Source organism: Pararhizobium sp. LjRoot238, from assembly GCF_964252955.1.
In the GTDB taxonomy this organism is placed as follows: Bacteria; Pseudomonadota; Alphaproteobacteria; order Rhizobiales; family Rhizobiaceae; genus Pararhizobium.
Map to the genome: position 1 here is coordinate 133878 of NZ_CAXUPP020000005.1, position 14862 is coordinate 148739.

General features: G+C 59.3%; 16 protein-coding genes and 1 pseudogene. 7 read left to right on the forward strand and 10 right to left on the reverse strand.

Going from position 1 to position 14862, the window contains the following annotated elements:
* Positions 1–10: 10 nt before the first annotated feature.
* From ACSQ3F_RS28350 to ACSQ3F_RS28375, 6 genes are all read right to left on the reverse strand, one after another.
* A complete protein-coding gene (locus tag ACSQ3F_RS28350) occupies positions 11–817 on the reverse strand; it encodes an iron-sulfur cluster assembly protein (protein ID WP_436103478.1) in 807 nt (268 codons plus the stop codon).
* 5 nt (positions 818–822) lie between these two features.
* A complete protein-coding gene (locus ACSQ3F_RS28355; protein ID WP_436103479.1) occupies positions 823–1845 on the reverse strand; it encodes an amidohydrolase family protein in 1023 nt (340 codons plus the stop codon).
* Positions 1846–1914: 69 nt separating this feature from the next.
* A complete protein-coding gene (locus ACSQ3F_RS28360; protein ID WP_436103480.1) occupies positions 1915–2283 on the reverse strand; it encodes an MmoB/DmpM family protein in 369 nt (122 codons plus the stop codon).
* 17 nt (positions 2284–2300) lie between these two features.
* Entirely contained in the window at positions 2301–3359 is a 1059-nt protein-coding gene (locus ACSQ3F_RS28365; RefSeq protein ID WP_436103481.1) for an aromatic/alkene monooxygenase hydroxylase subunit beta, read from the reverse strand.
* A 56-nt stretch (positions 3360–3415) separates the two neighbouring features.
* Positions 3416–4498 (reverse strand): NADH:ubiquinone reductase (Na(+)-transporting) subunit F, encoded by a 1083-nt coding sequence (locus ACSQ3F_RS28370; protein ID WP_436103482.1) that lies wholly within the window; start codon positions 4496–4498, stop codon positions 3416–3418.
* A 96-nt stretch (positions 4499–4594) separates the two neighbouring features.
* A complete protein-coding gene (locus ACSQ3F_RS28375) occupies positions 4595–6268 on the reverse strand; it encodes an aromatic/alkene/methane monooxygenase hydroxylase/oxygenase subunit alpha (RefSeq protein ID WP_436103483.1) in 1674 nt (557 codons plus the stop codon).
* A gap of 495 nt (positions 6269–6763) precedes the next feature.
* Here ACSQ3F_RS28375 and ACSQ3F_RS28380 point away from each other — a divergent pair, with 495 nt between their 5' ends.
* Genes ACSQ3F_RS28380 through ACSQ3F_RS28395 form a run of 4 tightly spaced genes read left to right on the forward strand, consistent with a single transcriptional unit; the run spans position 6764 to position 8858 of the window.
* The gene (locus tag ACSQ3F_RS28380) at positions 6764–7219 is read left to right on the forward strand and encodes a hypothetical protein (RefSeq protein WP_436103484.1); all 456 of its coding nucleotides are present in this window, start codon (positions 6764–6766) and stop codon (positions 7217–7219) included.
* Positions 7220–7234: 15 nt separating this feature from the next.
* Entirely contained in the window at positions 7235–7549 is a 315-nt protein-coding gene (locus ACSQ3F_RS28385) for a hypothetical protein (protein WP_436103485.1), read from the forward strand.
* Between the two features lies 1 nt (position 7550).
* Positions 7551–8651 carry a WD40 repeat domain-containing protein gene (locus ACSQ3F_RS28390; protein WP_436103486.1) on the forward strand — a complete coding sequence of 367 codons (1101 nt, stop codon included), beginning with the start codon at positions 7551–7553 and terminating at the stop codon, positions 8649–8651.
* 30 nt (positions 8652–8681) lie between these two features.
* Positions 8682–8858 carry a hypothetical protein gene (locus ACSQ3F_RS28395; protein WP_436103487.1) on the forward strand — a complete coding sequence of 59 codons (177 nt, stop codon included), beginning with the start codon at positions 8682–8684 and terminating at the stop codon, positions 8856–8858.
* Between the two features lie 61 nt (positions 8859–8919).
* Here the strand turns inward: ACSQ3F_RS28395 and ACSQ3F_RS28400 are convergent, their stop codons facing one another.
* Both ACSQ3F_RS28400 and ACSQ3F_RS28405 read right to left on the reverse strand, forming a co-directional pair.
* A complete protein-coding gene (locus ACSQ3F_RS28400; protein WP_436103488.1) occupies positions 8920–9201 on the reverse strand; it encodes a ribbon-helix-helix domain-containing protein in 282 nt (93 codons plus the stop codon).
* A 100-nt stretch (positions 9202–9301) separates the two neighbouring features.
* The gene (locus ACSQ3F_RS28405) at positions 9302–10354 is read right to left on the reverse strand and encodes an NAD(P)-dependent alcohol dehydrogenase (protein WP_436103489.1); all 1053 of its coding nucleotides are present in this window, start codon (positions 10352–10354) and stop codon (positions 9302–9304) included.
* 226 nt (positions 10355–10580) lie between these two features.
* Between ACSQ3F_RS28405 and ACSQ3F_RS28410 the strand changes: the two genes are divergently transcribed.
* Positions 10581–12455, forward strand: coding sequence for a sigma-54-dependent Fis family transcriptional regulator (locus ACSQ3F_RS28410; protein WP_436103490.1), 1875 nt, complete (start codon positions 10581–10583; stop codon positions 12453–12455).
* On the opposite strand, the gene ACSQ3F_RS28415 is transcribed toward ACSQ3F_RS28410, so the two are convergent.
* The gene (locus ACSQ3F_RS28415) at positions 12452–12847 is read right to left on the reverse strand and encodes a VOC family protein (protein WP_436103529.1); all 396 of its coding nucleotides are present in this window, start codon (positions 12845–12847) and stop codon (positions 12452–12454) included. The genes ACSQ3F_RS28410 and ACSQ3F_RS28415 overlap by 4 nt on opposite strands.
* Before the next feature lie 109 nt (positions 12848–12956).
* Between ACSQ3F_RS28415 and ACSQ3F_RS28420 the strand changes: the two genes are divergently transcribed.
* On the forward strand, positions 12957–13538 hold the full coding sequence (locus ACSQ3F_RS28420) for a hypothetical protein (RefSeq protein WP_436103491.1): 582 nt from the start codon (positions 12957–12959) through the stop codon (positions 13536–13538).
* On the opposite strand, the gene ACSQ3F_RS28425 is transcribed toward ACSQ3F_RS28420, so the two are convergent.
* Entirely contained in the window at positions 13530–14174 is a 645-nt protein-coding gene (locus ACSQ3F_RS28425; protein WP_436103492.1) for a hypothetical protein, read from the reverse strand. The genes ACSQ3F_RS28420 and ACSQ3F_RS28425 overlap by 9 nt on opposite strands.
* Positions 14175–14310: 136 nt before the next feature.
* Between ACSQ3F_RS28425 and ACSQ3F_RS28430 the strand changes: the two are divergent.
* Positions 14311–14522: pseudogene (locus ACSQ3F_RS28430) on the forward strand (transposase); the annotation flags it as partial.
* Between the last annotated feature and the right edge of the window lie 340 nt (positions 14523–14862).

Sequence of the window (14862 nt, forward strand, 5' to 3'; positions counted from 1 at the left end):
GCCGTTGTGTTTACCGGTTGGAATGCGGCCGCATTTCGGTTCCTGGAACCCGGCCGATGATGAAATCGACAAGCGTCGGCTCACCATCGATCATTTCCATTTCCTTGTAACGCGTTTGTTTGAGCCCCCGGCATAGCGCGCCGTTGAACTCCATGTTGATCCGCACGCTACGCAGTTCGGCAAGATGTGTAGACAGCGCCTCCGGCGCGATCCGTCCGCCTTCGTGATCGACGATCATGGCGGCATTCGACGACAGATTCGGAAACCGCCAGAACCATGCCTCGCGGTAGCGTGCCTTCTGCTTCGCCGCCTCTTCGCTGCCGAACGCATAGGCTTCGAAAGTGGCACACGTCATGGCGACGATGTCGCTGTCCGTCATCCCCATTGCGCGAAGATCGAAGATCACCGCTTCCTGGCGGCGCTTGAAGGCCTTTACCCGGAACTTCTCTCGCAGATCCTCAAGATCGGCATCCTCCGCAAGCGATCCGAAAATCTCCTTGAAACTCTTACCGTCCGCGATACCCTTGTTGACCTCCTCGGCAAACATATGGTCGTGCAGGGTGATATGGTATTTGGGCGACCAGGACAGGGCCTCAAGGGCCGACCGGACATCGTCGAGCATCAGGAAGGCGAAGTTCGGCGAACACCAGTATGTCGGCAGGCGAAAGCCGACATCGACCCGGCCATCGGCCGCAATCTCCGCGTGCTCGATAAAGCCCATGTCCGTCACGGGCTCGTCCAGTTCCGGATCGTTGACGCCTTCCAAACGCCGCCAGAGTTCCCCCTGACGGCTTTCTGACTGAGTGGCGGTTTTCATCGCCTTCACTCCGCCGCGACGCTGAACGGCGACGCGGCGAGAGCCGCCTTCTTGGCCGCGACATCGATATCGTAGAGCCTTGCTGCGTTGAGGCCGAGGATCTTCTCCTTGATCTCATGGGTCAGCTCGACGCCGCGTTCCTTGGCGATATCCTCCGGCAGTTCGAACGCCCAGAATTTCTCGACCAGCCAGCGCGGTGTCCAGATCGCGTAATCAGACCCGAAGAGGATCTTGTCCGGACCGGCCCAGAACAGCAGTTCGGAAATCACCTCGGCGAAATAACGCGGCCGTGAGTGGATGAAGGGCAGCGCGACGGCAAGACCGCCATAGACATTGGTTTCCTGCACGGCGATCCAGCAGAAATCGTCGAGCCTTGGCAAGCCGCAATGTTCAACGATCCAGTTGAGATTCTGGAAATCGGTCGCGGCATAATCGACGTCGTGAACGTCGAAAGCATCCTTGTTCAGCGGCAAGATGGTCGGTCCCTTGTGAACATGGACGTTCTTGATGCCGAGCTTTTCGCAAAGCTCGAAACACTTGTAGGCCGCCGGATCGTTGAGCCTCCAGCCCTTCGAGGCCCCGTTCCACTCGGCCGTGTACATCTTCACGCCCTTGATGTCGTAGGTCTCCTTCATCCAGTGGATGTATTCCAGCGCCTTGTCGCCGTCGCGCGGGTCGAACGACCCGTTGACGATGAAACGCTCGGGATAGCGATTGGCCATCTCCGAATTCCGCTCGACGGTGTTGAAGCCGTTCTTGTAGAAATCCTTGAGATAGGTCGACTGAACGATCGCCACATCGTCCGGGCCGTCGATGAACAGGTCGTGATAGAGATCGTCGGCACTGTATTTTTCGAACTTGCTCTTCTCCCAGAGCTGTTCCTTCGGGCTCAGTGCCGTGTGGTAGGCGTAGAAGCACTCGACGAACTGTTTGCCGTGGATATTGCGCTGGTTTTCGGGGCTGCCGTCCCAGAAATGGGTGTGGCCGTCGACGATGAAGATTTCCTTGCCTTCCGGTGTCTTGAACATATTTTCCTCCACTAGGATGATTGAAACTCCGACGCGCCGCTCCAACGGCGCGCCGCTCGTCCTCTCGTCTCAGATGTATGCGAACACCTCGTCCATATCGCCGAACAGAATGACCTCGTTGTCGTCGATGCGCACCATGCGGCCGTAATGGGTAGAGGTATTGACCTCGAAGATCTCGGCGGTCATTTCGCGGCCGAGATATTCGCTGATGTCGTCCATCCGGAAGATCAGCTTGCCGTTTCCGTCGATGCGGATCATCGCCGGGGCGTAGGTTACGGTGACGCCGGGTTTCAGGCCCATGAATTCGGCGATGGCGCGGGCCTCGACCGAATCGTTCATGGTGACGCCACACTGGTGGGAAATCGTCTGTTCGAAGGTGATGTCCTTCATCGATTTGAAGATGTTGGACTGCGATGCGTCGCGTGCGATTGATGACATTCTGGTTGCTCCTGGGTTTAGCGTGTCAGGCCGAGTTCGCCGAGAATCTGGCCAATCCGTTCTTCGGACTGCGCGCGGACGTCGGGGAACGAGATCGGCTTGGAATGCGGCATCGACCAGATCGGCTGAAGGCCGAGGGCTGCCTTGTCGGCGAGTGCGCTATGCTTATCGACCCAGCCCTGGAAAAGCTTGCGGTTGGCCGCGCCGTGCTTTTCGTCGTTGGCGAGCAGGTAGATCAGGTCGATCGTGTTGGCGAGATTGCGTTCGTAATCCGCTTCGGCGGCCGAGACGACCGGCGGCGTGATGAAGTCATGATTGGCGGCCGCAGCCTGCATCAGGAAGCCGGAGCGAAACAGCTCGCCGACCAACGGTTCGAAGACGATGTTGATCGCGAAATACTGTTCGAGATAGTCGGTTGCACCCATGATCGTCTCGATGGCTTCGCGGGTGCCCTGCCAGACGCTGTCCTCCAGCCAGTGCTTCTTGCCGAGTTCGTCGTCCCAGCCTGGAATATCCATGCCGATCTCGGCGAGATAGAGCGTGATGTCCTGGGCAAGCCGCAGCTTGTAGGAGGAATTGGTCAGCGTGGCGTTGTTGATCATTTGGGTGTAGCCGTAGCGCTGCGCCTGCATCAACGACGTGCCGAGGCCGAATTCGGCATGTTTCCAGGCGCCCAGATGGGCCTGCAGAACCTTGATCCAGACCTTGTCGAAGGACTTCGGCGCACCGGCCCGGCGGGCATTGGTGATCACGCTCTGCACCATCGTCTCGATCTTCGACTGGCGCTGATAGTGAGTGCGCTCCCATTCCTGGTCCGGCGCGCGGAAGGCGTGCCAGTTGGAACTCTCGGCGGCCGTGTTGTCCTTGACATAGGCGCCCTTGCCGTTGGCAAAGGAAATGATCCAGTTCTGGATCAGATAGCGTTCCGGGTCCGGCTGGACGTCGACCGTCACGTCCTCGTAATGGGTGGCGCGCTGGCCTTTCGGGTCGAAATATCGATATTTCCGGCTGTCGGAATCGGCGAAGACCGCCGAACCCGCGGCGCCTGATCGAGTTGAAGTCGCTGTGGCTGTCATGATGTCTCACTCCCTTGTTGCAATTGCTGTGCGTATGTTCCCCGATGCATCCGACCTCAGTGGCCGGATGTTCCTCCACCGGATGACGTGGTGAACTTGTCGAAGAAGATGCGCTCCATTTCGAAGCCGTTCATGAAGAGAACCGGCTGCAGCGCATCGATCATCGGCGGCGGGCCGCAGGCATAGACGTCTCCCTCGCCGTCGATGCCAAGTCGTTTGAGGATGGCGTCGACGTTCTGGTGGACGAAACCCCGCTCGCCGTCCCAGGCACCCTCTTCGGCATGCGACAGGACGGGGATAAAGGTGACATCCGGATACCGGCTCACCAGGTCGGCGATCTTGTCGAGATGAAAAAGATCGTCGGGTGTTCGCGCGCCATAGAAGAAATAGACCGGTCGCGTCTCGCCACTCATCACGTGGTCGTTGAGGATCGACCAGACCGGCGACATGCCCGATCCCGCGCCTACGAGAACGAGGGCGCCTTCCCTGTTTTCTCGCCGGAAACAGGTTCCGTAAGGTCCGACGACGGAGACCTCGGCTCCGACCCGGATTCCTCCGGAATCGAGTTCTCCGGAGAACTTTCCTTCAGGGTATTTCTTGATGATGAAGGAGAGTTTCTGGGTTTCGTGCGGCGTATTTGCCATGGAGAACGAGCGCGTAATCGTCTCCCCTTTTTCCGTGGTGACTGTGATGTCGACATATTGCCCCGCCCAGAACTTCATCGGGGAGTTGAGCTCGATTTCGATGCCGCGTATGTCGTGGGTCAAATTCTCCTTGGCGGAGATGCGGCCCTTGAACGTCTTGACGGCAATCGCTTTCGCAAGAACCTCCTCGTCATAGTTGAGAAGTTCGACCTCGACGTCGGAATAGGCGATCGACCGGCACAACAGGATGTGGCCGGATTCCTTCTCCATGTCGTTGAGCGCGAAGGTCGAATATTTGAGCATGTCGACCTCACCGTCGAGCAGCACGCATTTGCAGGCAGAACATTGCCCTTCCTTGCAGCCGTGCGGCAGCGCGATGCCCTGGCGAAATGCAGCATTCAAAACGGTCTCGCCATGTTCGACCTCGAACTCGACCCCGACTGGTTCAAGTCGCACCGTATGGGCGGTCTGATGTGCTTTTTGAGCTTCAGCCATTCTAGAATCTCCCAATTCCTGTCCGTGCCTCCGAAAAGAAACGGCCTCATTCCGGAAATTGCGGAGGCCGGTTCAGGCCTCCGCAGCAGTCTGGCCCTAGTTGCAGGGGTTCACGGTGAAGCCCGCGCGATACTCGGCGAGGTGCTTTTCGCGGTCGGCAGGCGTCATTTCGCGCAGCAGCGTCAGCGGCGACATGATGGTGTGGCCGCGAACGTCGTCGAGGGTCCACATATCCTTGGCGTCGAAGCTCAGGTGCGGCTGCGGAACAAGGGTCTTGCCGTCGGAGCGGATGAAGTTCAGATCCTTCATCGCCTCGCCGAGATCCCAGCCGTGATAGACGGTTTCCCACTCGCGCTTGCCGCTGAACCGGCCCATGGCGGGCGTCGGCCGGCCCTGGTACTCATCCGAGAACGCCTCGACGGCGGTCCAGCGGTCCAGTTCATGCGCAAACGTGTGGATCTGCCCGTCGATCTCGTCGACCACCATGTCCTCGCGGATCAGGCAGGGAACCAGGCAACTCCAGCAGCGGTGCGGATAGACGTATCCGACATCCTCGTTGAAGGTGATGATCTTCTCGCCGCGCTTGCTGAGCTTGGCGTGCCATTTCCAGAAGTCGCCGAATTCAGCGTACCAGCCCGGATATTTGTGTTCGAACCATTCGAAGTCCTTGTCGGTCTGGGCTTCGATCCGCCAGAAATTGAGCGGCCAGCCGACCGTGAAGAACTGGGCCACCTTGTGGACGTAGTTTTTCTTGGTAATGCGGTTCCAGGCTTCGTGAACATCGTCATGATGGATCTTGATGCCGTATTTTTCGAGCGGCAGCATGTAGGTGCGGTAGTAGTCCTCGAAGATCCAGCGGTGCCACATTTCCGCATAGGATTCCTTGTTCTTGTCGCGGTTGGTCGTGCCGTATTCGATCAGGGTGCCGATGGCTGCGTCGACGATCGCATGGTTCTGCCAGAAGGCGTACCGCAGGTCACGCTCCAGGAGCAGATGGTTTTCCGGTTCCTTCAGCGCCGCCATCAGGAGAGAATGGCCGTTGCCGATATGCCGGCTTTCATCGGACTGCACCGACAGGAACACGGTCGGCAGCGCATAGTCGCCATTGCGGGCGGCTTCCGAAGGCATCGCCACGAACAACGTGTTGGTGAAGGCGGTTTCCGCGACCACGGTCAGGTACATGCAGGCTGAGGTCATCACGTCGCCGGTGATGAAGCCTTCGCCGAATTGGCGGCCGATGGTCGTGGCGTAGCACTTGCCGAAAGCCTCTTCCGTAATGTCGAAGCCCGCCGGATCGATATAGTTTTCCATGTACCATTTTTTCAGGTTCATCTGGATGGTCGAATGACGGAACTCGTCGACCATCTGCATGGTGAAGCCGGTACGCAGATCCTCGCCGGGCGCGATGCGGGCGACCATCGCCATGGAGCGGGCCGCCGAAATTTCCGGAAAGGGAATGATGGCCAGGAACAGTTTCATCCACTCGACCCAGCGCGGCTGGACGTTGCGGAACATGTCGCCGCGAAGAGCGGCATCGAGCGCGCCGTAGACGCGGTTGTCCTTTTCCTCCTGCATGGGGAAATAGGAGCGCAGCACCTGCTTCATCGGATCGCGCGGCGCCTTCGTGATCTTGTAGTCGGTCGGAAACGTCATCGCTTCCTGGACGTAGGTGGGATTCCAACCGAGGTCGGAAATCTTCTTGGTTGCCTCGCCAACGGAAATACCGCGCTGCGAGGTGATCTTGTTAAGCGTCAAAGACGACATCGTCATCAGCCTCCACTGTGTTTGAACCGCGGGCCTTCCCGGCCCCGGCTGGAACGGCGCCGTTAGCGCCGCGAGCGAAAGGTGGAACGGCAGGCATGGGGCTGCGCCAAAGGCGCGACCAAGGTCCGGCCATTCAAGTGGATCACGGCAAAGGTTTTTGGGGGGAACGATCCGGACACTCCCGTTCCAGACTGTTTAAAACCGAACTCCCCATTCCTTCGTTCTTCTGGCGTCGCTGCAAACGCGATGGCTTCTTATGGAATAGACGATGCAAAGGCCGTGCCAATTTGAAAACGCAGTGCTGGGAACGATTGGAAAGGGTGAATATCCGTTATGTGTAACGTTATTTTACAATTGTAAATTACAGTATGTAACATTCTATATTATGTGCAACTGCAGCATAGTTTCTTGCATATGCGGAGAGAATATAATTAGACATAATTTTCTTCTTATCTATATTTTATAATCCATGGACAATGGTTTTTATCTGGAAGAGAAATCATGACAGACAATGACGGCCCCGGTTCGGCGGAGAGCCCCCGGGAAGATATCAGCACAGCGCTGGCGCGGCTCATGCCGCGCGATCTCGTTTTCGCCCTGCGTTTCGTGGGCGAAAGTCAGCATCTGATGCAAACCCATTTCCAGCATTTCATCCTGACCGAACTGGCCGCGACCGGGGTGACCCAGGACACCCACCCGATGATTCATGCCTTTGCCGAACGGCATGCACTGATGCTGCGCGATTTCGTTTTCTCCGGCGTATCGCTGTCCCGGCAGTTCCGCATTGAGGAGGTGGAGCAACTGACGGGGGATACGATGATCCGCGTCGATGTCTGGGATCAGCTTCGCGACCATGTGGTGATGGCCGAACATCAATTCAGAACACAGCTACCGGAACTACCGACCATTCTGGAAGCCTGGAAAGCGCCGGCGACCGGCGACGCCGCGCACCGTTGAGACAGGGAATTTGCAATGACCAGCACAGACAATGCCGCCGACGATCTCATGAGGCGCCGCGTCGAACGCGTCGCCACCGTCTCGGCGCTGACCGCAACAGCATTGAAGCTGACGCAGGCGGCGGCCGGGATGGAAATGGAGATTCTACGCCTCGAGATGGAAATCCTCCGCAATCCCGCCAACGGGAAACTGGCGCAGGAATTGCTTGAGACGGAGAACAACGCTGCGGCGATGCGGAAGGCCCAGGCGGATTGCGCCGGGGATATCGCTGCGGCGGAAAGGAAGGTCGCGGCCCTGGACGAGCTGATCGCGACCGCAAAGGGAGAATGACATGAACCAGCAGACCATGCCGAACGTAACCCTGTTCGATCTTCTGGCCCGCAATTGGCAGCGCCAGGCACCGGTCCGTCATCTCTGTTTCAACGAGGACGACACGCTTCTGGCGATCGGCTCAGTGGATGGCGCGGTTGCGCTCGCCCGCCTCGGCGACAACGAACCGCCGGAATCGCGTATCGTGATCGACAACGGCCAGACGACGATCCAGCCGCGGCTGGGCAAGCCCTCGCCGTTGATCAGCACGCGCATCCATGAGGGTGCAAGGCTCTCGGCCCATCGGGACGGAGCGTTTCTCGCGGCAACCCGCAGCGGCGATTTGCTGCGGGTCGATCGTACCGGCGCGATCGTGGCAAAGGTTTTGTCCGACAAAGGCCCGATCTGCGCCTTCGATCATTGCCGCGCGACGGGTCTCAGCGCTGCGGCGGTGTCCCATCGCCTGCGCCTGCAATCGGGAGAGACGGACACGATCCGCGAGATCGATCTTGGTGACCGGAAACCGGCCATCGTGTCGATCGCCGGCGATGGCCGGCTGGTCGCGCTGGCCTGTTCGGGCAGCCTGAGCGTTTGGCGCATTGCCGATGACCCCGGCCCGCTGATCGAGATGTCCCTTCCATCATCGCCGCTGTCGTTGGAATGGAGCGCGGATGGCCGGTGGCTCGGTTGCGGACTTCAAACCGGCGGGCTCGTTCTGCTGAACGCGGACACAGGGCACCATATCATGCTCGGCGATTTTCCCGGACCGGTCGCAATGCTCGACTGGAGCCCGGTGGCCAACACGGTGCTGGCCTCCGGCGCCTATCGCATCGCCGGCTGGTCGATGGATGCACCGCCGCCCGGCGCGCGCGCCACGGGACGCGGAGGCTTCGTCATGGTGGATGCCGTCGCGGCCCATCCTGTCAAGGCGCTGGTTGCGGCCGGCTATCCGAACGGCCGGATTGCCATAGCCCCTATCGGATCGCCCGAGGAACTGATCGTGCGGGATGCCGGCGGTCCGGTCACGGCGCTGCAATGGTCGACAGACGGTCGCCATCTGGCTGTGGGCGATGCGCTCGGCAATGCGGCCATCGTCACCTTTCCGAACGAGATCTTCAAATAACAACCCTGAAAACCGATAACGGAGGACATCATGCAGGCGGAACGCACCATTGAAGAACAGAGCAAGGACGCATTTTTCGAGAAAATTGCCAGACTGTCGGAAGAGATGATCGCGGCTCACGGCAAGGACTTCAGCATGGGCGCGCTGGTGCTCGGCGCACGATGGATCGCCGAGGGCCGCCTCGAGGCGGAGCGGAAAGCCAATTGATTGCATTGGAGTCGATCCGGCATGCCGAGATGGCAGCGCGTTCATCTGCTGCCATCTCGGTTTAGGCGTTGCGACGGAAAACGATCTGCGTATTTCGCTCTTCCAAGTAGAGCAGACAAACCGTGCGCAGTACGGACGCCAGATTCGACATGCCGCCGGGCAGGGCCAACGCTTCATCATACAGTGCCGATATCAGCTTGGCGGTCGAAAGCCCTTCCATCTGCGCCATGTCTTTGAGGGCGTCCCAGAACGCCGCCTCCAGCCGGATGCTGGTTGAATGTCCGGAAATGCGCACCGACCGGCTGATCTTCGTGAATCGGTGCGGGCTCTGCGCTGTCAACACCCTGCACATCATATCTCTTCCTCCCACGATGTGTCGCCTTACGGCAAAGGCTCCCCGCCGGTTGACCTGGCGGAGAGCGGATGCATGCTGGACCGGCATATCAGGGAATGAGCACGGCGCGACCGTGGATCTTGCCGTCGCGCAGATCCCGGAGCGCCTGGTTGGCATCGGCCAGCCGGTATTCGACGGTGGTCAGATCCACGAGCCCGCGATCGGCCAGCGCCATCAGTTCGGTCAGCTCTGCCCAGGTGCCGACCAGATTGCCGATTATGTTCTTTTCGGTGATTACCATGTCGACCGTGGGCACGCGGATGTCCTCGCCGTAGCCGACGACATAATAGCTGCCCATCGATCGAGTCATGGCGAGCCCCTTGGTCGTCGTGCCTTTCTCGCCGACGAAATCAATGACCGCCTCGGCGCCTTGACCGCCCGTCAGTTCGAGAACGGCCTCGACCTCGTTGCCGTCCGCCTTCACCGTCTTGTCGGCGCCGATCTTTGCGGCCAGTGCCAGAGAAGCGTCAGATTTGTCGACGACGATCACATCCGCCGCGCACATCGCTTTGAGGCATTGCACACCGATATGGCCGAGCCCGCCCGCGCCGATGACCACACAAGCCTCGCCCGGCAACAGATGCCGCGTCGCCTTCTTGACGGCCCTGTAAGCTGTTAGTCCAGCATCGGCGTAAGGTGCCACCTCCTTCGGCGCCAGCGTCTTCGGCAGCGGCACGATGTTGCGCTCCGATGTGCAGAGATATTCGGAATAGCCACCGTTGCAATCCAGCCCCGGAAACTTGCCCGGCCCATGCATGTCGAAGCCGCGCCGGCACGCTAGGCAGGTACCGCCGGAAATCTTGGGATGCACGATCACCGGATCTCCGACCTTGATACCTTCGACTTCCTTGCCGATGGCCTCCACCCAGCCAGCATTCTCATGACCCATAATGAGCGGCAGGAGATTATTGCCGGCAGGATCCATATGCGGCCGCCAGACCCCTTCGATGATGTGGAGATCAGTGCGGCAGACACCGGCTCCCCCGATCCTGACGATGACATCGGTTGATTTGGTTATGACCGGATCGGCGACTTCCTGCAGCGAAACCCATTGGTCCGCCGTCAGGTTGTCGTCGTATTTGGTTAGAACTTGCGCCTTCATGCCTTTTCTCCTCCAATTGACGGATTTTTGCCCGTTGCAGGAGTCAATAAGCAAGCCTTACGCCAGACCTAATTCTATTGCGTTATCAGTGACATGAGCCAGATCGTCCGCTCAACAGATGTTCACCGGTTGAACGCTATGAACAGCGACACTGTACAGTTTCTGTCTATTGCGCCGCCTTGCCCAATGCTGGTACCTTGGCGGAAATGATGCATGAGGAGGAGACATGCAGCATCTTTCGGGAATGGACCGCGCGCGCAACGCGCTGGAAAAGGGCGAGCGCTTCCCTGTCGGTGCCCTGCAGCCGATCGTTGCCGACAGCTGGCAGCGATGCCGTGACATCGACCTCGACCCACGGGGCACGCCGCGGCACAGTGTTGTCGCATTTTCCGACGTAAAGCATCGCCGCGAGGCCAATGCCGCGATGCGTCTGCTGGCGCTCGCAGAGATGCAACTCCTGCACTCACAAATCGCCGGCTCGAATTTCATGATCGCCCTTGGCGATGCGGATGGCATCGTGCTCGATACGATCAGCGACCAGCATTTCGCCGCTAGCGAGGCCGGGCGGTCGATCATTCCCGGCAGCATGTGGAGCGAAAGCGAGCGTGGCACAAATGCGCTGGGGCTCGCCGCCATGGTCGAACAGCCGGTGGCGATCTACGGTCGCGAGCATTATTTCGCCTGCCACAGCCATCTGAGTTGCATGGCCGCACCGATCTTCAATTCCGATGGCAAGATTCTTGGACTGCTCGATGCATCGTGCGCCCATGAGGCCCGGCAGGAGCATACGCATGCTTTGGTTCGCATGGCCGCCGCCCAGATCGAGAACGGCCTTATTTATCAGGACCATTCCAAAAGCTTCGTCTTCGCCTTCCATCCACGCGTGGAATATCTCGACACGCTTTCCGCGGGGCTGATTTCCGTGTCGCTCGACGGCGAGGTCGTGTCGATCAACCGCCCAGGCAAGGCATTCCTCAACGGCCTGTCCGCCGCGCCGGGCAGCCATTTCGACATGCTGTTCGAAGCGGGCTTCGGCCCGGCGGTCGATGGCCTTCTGAAAGGTGGTGTCATCCGCATCCGCGACCGGGCGGGCAGCGGCGTCTTCATGGTTTGCCGCCAGATCGGCGAACGCCGCACGCCCATGCCGAAGCGTTCTTCACCTTCCATTCCGGTGCTGCTGCGAAAAGAAGACGCGCCGGACTTCGTCTCGGACGATCCAGCGATCAAACGGTCGCTCAACGATCTTGCCGAGGCGGTGCTGCTTTGTATGCCGGTGCACATTACCGGTGAGACCGGCACCGGCAAGGAGCTGATGGCCCGCCATGTCCACCGGCTGAGTGGCCGCAAAGGGGAGTTCATCGCGTTCAATTGCGGCGCAGTGCCGGAGGAATTGTTCACCGCGGAAATCTTCGGCCACGAGCGCGGAGCATTCACCAGTGCGCGCGCGGAAGGCGCTCCCGGCTTGGCTCGCTTGGCTGATCGCGGCACGCTATTTCTCGACGAGGTTGCCGATATACCGCTTGCCGCGCAGACATCGCTGCTGCGCTTCCTTGACACCATGGAAATCCGTGCCGTCGGTGGCCAAAAGACGCAGAAAGTGGATATCCAGATCGTCTCGGCGACCAATCGCGATCTGGAGGACATGGTAGCGCAAAGACAGTTTCGGGCCGACCTCTATTACCGGTTGAACGCATTCGCTATCCGCCTGCCTGCGCTGCGAACGCGGTCTGATTTTGCCAGTGTCGTCCGCCATCTGATGGAAAAAATGGCGCCCGGAACACCCGTGACCGATGCCGCAATCGCCACCCTCCTGCAACGGAAATGGCCTGGCAATATCCGCGAACTCCGATCCGTGTTGCAGCGCGCACTGGTTCGCCGGCGCGCCGACTACATTGACGAAAGCTGCTTCGACGAGGCCGGTCCCGTCTCCGACCTTTCTCGCGACTGCTGCGACGAATGCAGGGGCCGACCGCTCAACCGCGCCAAATGTCAGGAAATCCGGTCGGTTTACCAAAAGACCGATAAGAACATATCACGCACGGCGCGTGAACTCGGCCTGTCGCGAACGACGGTCTACAAACATGTGCGGACAGCAGCTTAGAGATAGCGCCCGCCACGCTGCAACACTTCGATCTTGTAGCCATCGGGATCGCTGATGAAGAAAAATCGGGCGAGCTTTTTGCCGTGATGATTGAAGTCCACCACCGTGCCGGGATTGAAGCCGAGCCCAGCGAGGCGCTGGTGCTCGGCGTCGAGATCGTCGACCGAAACGGCGAGATGGCCATAGCCGTCGCCAAGCGCATAGGGTTCGGAACGGCCTTTGTTGACGGTCAGCTCAAGTTCGAATTCGCTTTCCTGATTGCTTAGATAGATCAGTGTGAACGTTTCAAAATCCAGCCGCTCGGCAACCGCAAGACCGAAAGCCTGATGGTAGAATTCAACCGACCGCTGCTCCTGGAGAACGCGGATCATGGAGTGGATTGTCTTGGCCAGGATGTAACCCTCAAATTGCAAAATCAGGAGCAACCTAGGCCATTTCGTGGTGAAAAGGCAGTAACTGTCTACCACGCGGTTTACCAACGCGGTGTCTCGCTCACCTTGGATGCGCTGGCCCATTCTTGTCGCGTTTCATCGGAGGAAATTAATCTATCTTGTCCGACTGGACAGAACAATTAACGACTATGTCTCTGGTACAAAACGTCATCTATCTCTCAGGTCGGGCATCGGCAAAGGCGCGAACGGTCATAGCGGCGGCGCCGACGGCCTTGATGGGAATGGCGAAAAACCGGAAGCCGTCCTTTGGCAGGAGGTGCAGATCGCGCAGGTTCTCGACGATCAGGATATCACGCTCAAGAAGGAGCGAATGAGCGGGACGGGCGGGATCGGCGCGTGTATCAACATTGAAAGTATCGACACCCAGCAACGATGCGCCCCGCGCGATCAACGCATCGATGACATCACGATCAAGAAACGGATACTGCTCGCCAATCCAGGAGGTGAATGCCGATCGAAAGCGGTCGCTTCAGTGCCCGGATGCAAGTCGGTGAATCGTTTATCTCTGAGATCAGTCTGCGTGATTGAAGCATATCGGAGCTTTCAGCATAGCGACGCGCTTCCGCGGGAAAGCGGGAATTCGCGCCACGCTAAGGGCGGGATAAGAGCCGCCGCAGGAGCATCAACATAGTGGCTCGCCCTCCCCGTCGCTCGCCAACAACACCGAAGCGGCATAGCCAACGGGATCGGCGGACAGCCGTCCCACGCCGACGGCAAGGGCGTAATTCTGCAGCAGAGAGCCCTGCGCCATCGAAAACAGGCCGGCCCGCACTGGCTTGGCAAGGACGGGCGCGGCGCGGTCATATTCCGGCACGATGACCAATAATGCTTGCCGGGCTATTGGACGGGTGAGGAAATCGTGATTGGCCCTGCGGGCCGCCAAGGACAGGACCGGCTGCTCGGCCAGCGCCGGCGGCGAGGATCTGCGATGGCGTGTGGTCAAGAAATCCAGCAGTTCAGATACGGAGGGCGCCCCGCCGTCCCTTCCGCGCGCCCAGTCCGCCAGCCGCATCGCGCCGTCGCGAGCGTTGAAATCGAGCAGCGTCAGAACCGTTTCCGGCAGCCACTCCTCCAATCTTCTGCCGCCGCGCGCCTCGAGCCGAGCGTCGTGCTCGCGACACCAGAAGTTCCAGGGAAACGCTGCACCCTTTCGATGGATATCGGGCGGGCAACGGGGGCAGACATATCGGCAGCCTGGGGCGACCATCAGCCGGGCATGCGGTGCGATTTCCTCGAACGTCATCGTCCGGAGCGCCTCGGCCGTCATGCCCGTGCATCCTGCCAGCATCCAGTTCCAAGGGGCGAGACGACCTATTATATTCGAGTTGTGGATCGGCGGCTCGACAAGAGTGAATCGCACCGGGTTTGCCGGAGGCTTCAACTCATGAGAGATTGGAGCCGATATGAGCAAAACGACGAACAAATTTTCACCTGAAGTCCGTGACCGTGCCATCCGTATGGTGCTGGATCACGAAGCCGAACATCCCTCACGGTGGGCGGCCGTTTCATCGATCGCGGCCAAGATTGGTTGCTCACCGAATACGCTGCACGATTGGTCAAGAAGACAGAGGTCGATAGGGGCAAACGAGCAGGCCTGCCGAGTGATGTCGCCGAGACGCGTTGAATTTCAATCTCCAGTGGGTCATGTGTGGTGCAGCTTCACACCTATGTCTCCGGGTTGGACAAACGATTCTATGGTCCACATAACCGGACTCGTACCCGTGACCATGAGGACGATGGTTTCGCTCGGTCGCCTTGAGCGGATTCGAACCGGAGACCCGTAACTCGATAGTTGATCGCATAAAGCCCTATTACAACTCAACTTTGTGGCAGCCAGGTTGAAATGTCCGCTCTGGCGCAAAGTTAAAATGTCACTTGGCGCTGCCATACGGCACGACGACCAGCCCCGACCGGACCGGCTGGGCCGGGTTGCAAGGGAAGGGAGGGGCGGGTGA

Coding starts and splice junctions, on each gene's coding strand:
- ACSQ3F_RS28420 (WP_436103491.1), top strand. CDS start 12,957: ATGCGCTGGCCCATTCTTGTCGCGTTTCATCGGAGGAAATTAATCTAT.
- ACSQ3F_RS28375 (WP_436103483.1), bottom strand. CDS start 6,268: ATGACGATGTCGTCTTTGACGCTTAACAAGATCACCTCGCAGCGCGGT.
- ACSQ3F_RS28370 (WP_436103482.1), bottom strand. CDS start 4,498: ATGGCTGAAGCTCAAAAAGCACATCAGACCGCCCATACGGTGCGACTT.
- ACSQ3F_RS28380 (WP_436103484.1), top strand. CDS start 6,764: ATGACAGACAATGACGGCCCCGGTTCGGCGGAGAGCCCCCGGGAAGAT.
- ACSQ3F_RS28355 (WP_436103479.1), bottom strand. CDS start 1,845: ATGTTCAAGACACCGGAAGGCAAGGAAATCTTCATCGTCGACGGCCAC.
- ACSQ3F_RS28365 (WP_436103481.1), bottom strand. CDS start 3,359: ATGACAGCCACAGCGACTTCAACTCGATCAGGCGCCGCGGGTTCGGCG.
- ACSQ3F_RS28385 (WP_436103485.1), top strand. CDS start 7,235: ATGACCAGCACAGACAATGCCGCCGACGATCTCATGAGGCGCCGCGTC.
- ACSQ3F_RS28425 (WP_436103492.1), bottom strand. CDS start 14,174: ATGACGGCCGAGGCGCTCCGGACGATGACGTTCGAGGAAATCGCACCG.
- ACSQ3F_RS28350 (WP_436103478.1), bottom strand. CDS start 817: ATGAAAACCGCCACTCAGTCAGAAAGCCGTCAGGGGGAACTCTGGCGG.
- ACSQ3F_RS28405 (WP_436103489.1), bottom strand. CDS start 10,354: ATGAAGGCGCAAGTTCTAACCAAATACGACGACAACCTGACGGCGGAC.
- ACSQ3F_RS28395 (WP_436103487.1), top strand. CDS start 8,682: ATGCAGGCGGAACGCACCATTGAAGAACAGAGCAAGGACGCATTTTTC.
- ACSQ3F_RS28360 (WP_436103480.1), bottom strand. CDS start 2,283: ATGTCATCAATCGCACGCGACGCATCGCAGTCCAACATCTTCAAATCG.
- ACSQ3F_RS28410 (WP_436103490.1), top strand. CDS start 10,581: ATGCAGCATCTTTCGGGAATGGACCGCGCGCGCAACGCGCTGGAAAAG.
- ACSQ3F_RS28390 (WP_436103486.1), top strand. CDS start 7,551: ATGAACCAGCAGACCATGCCGAACGTAACCCTGTTCGATCTTCTGGCC.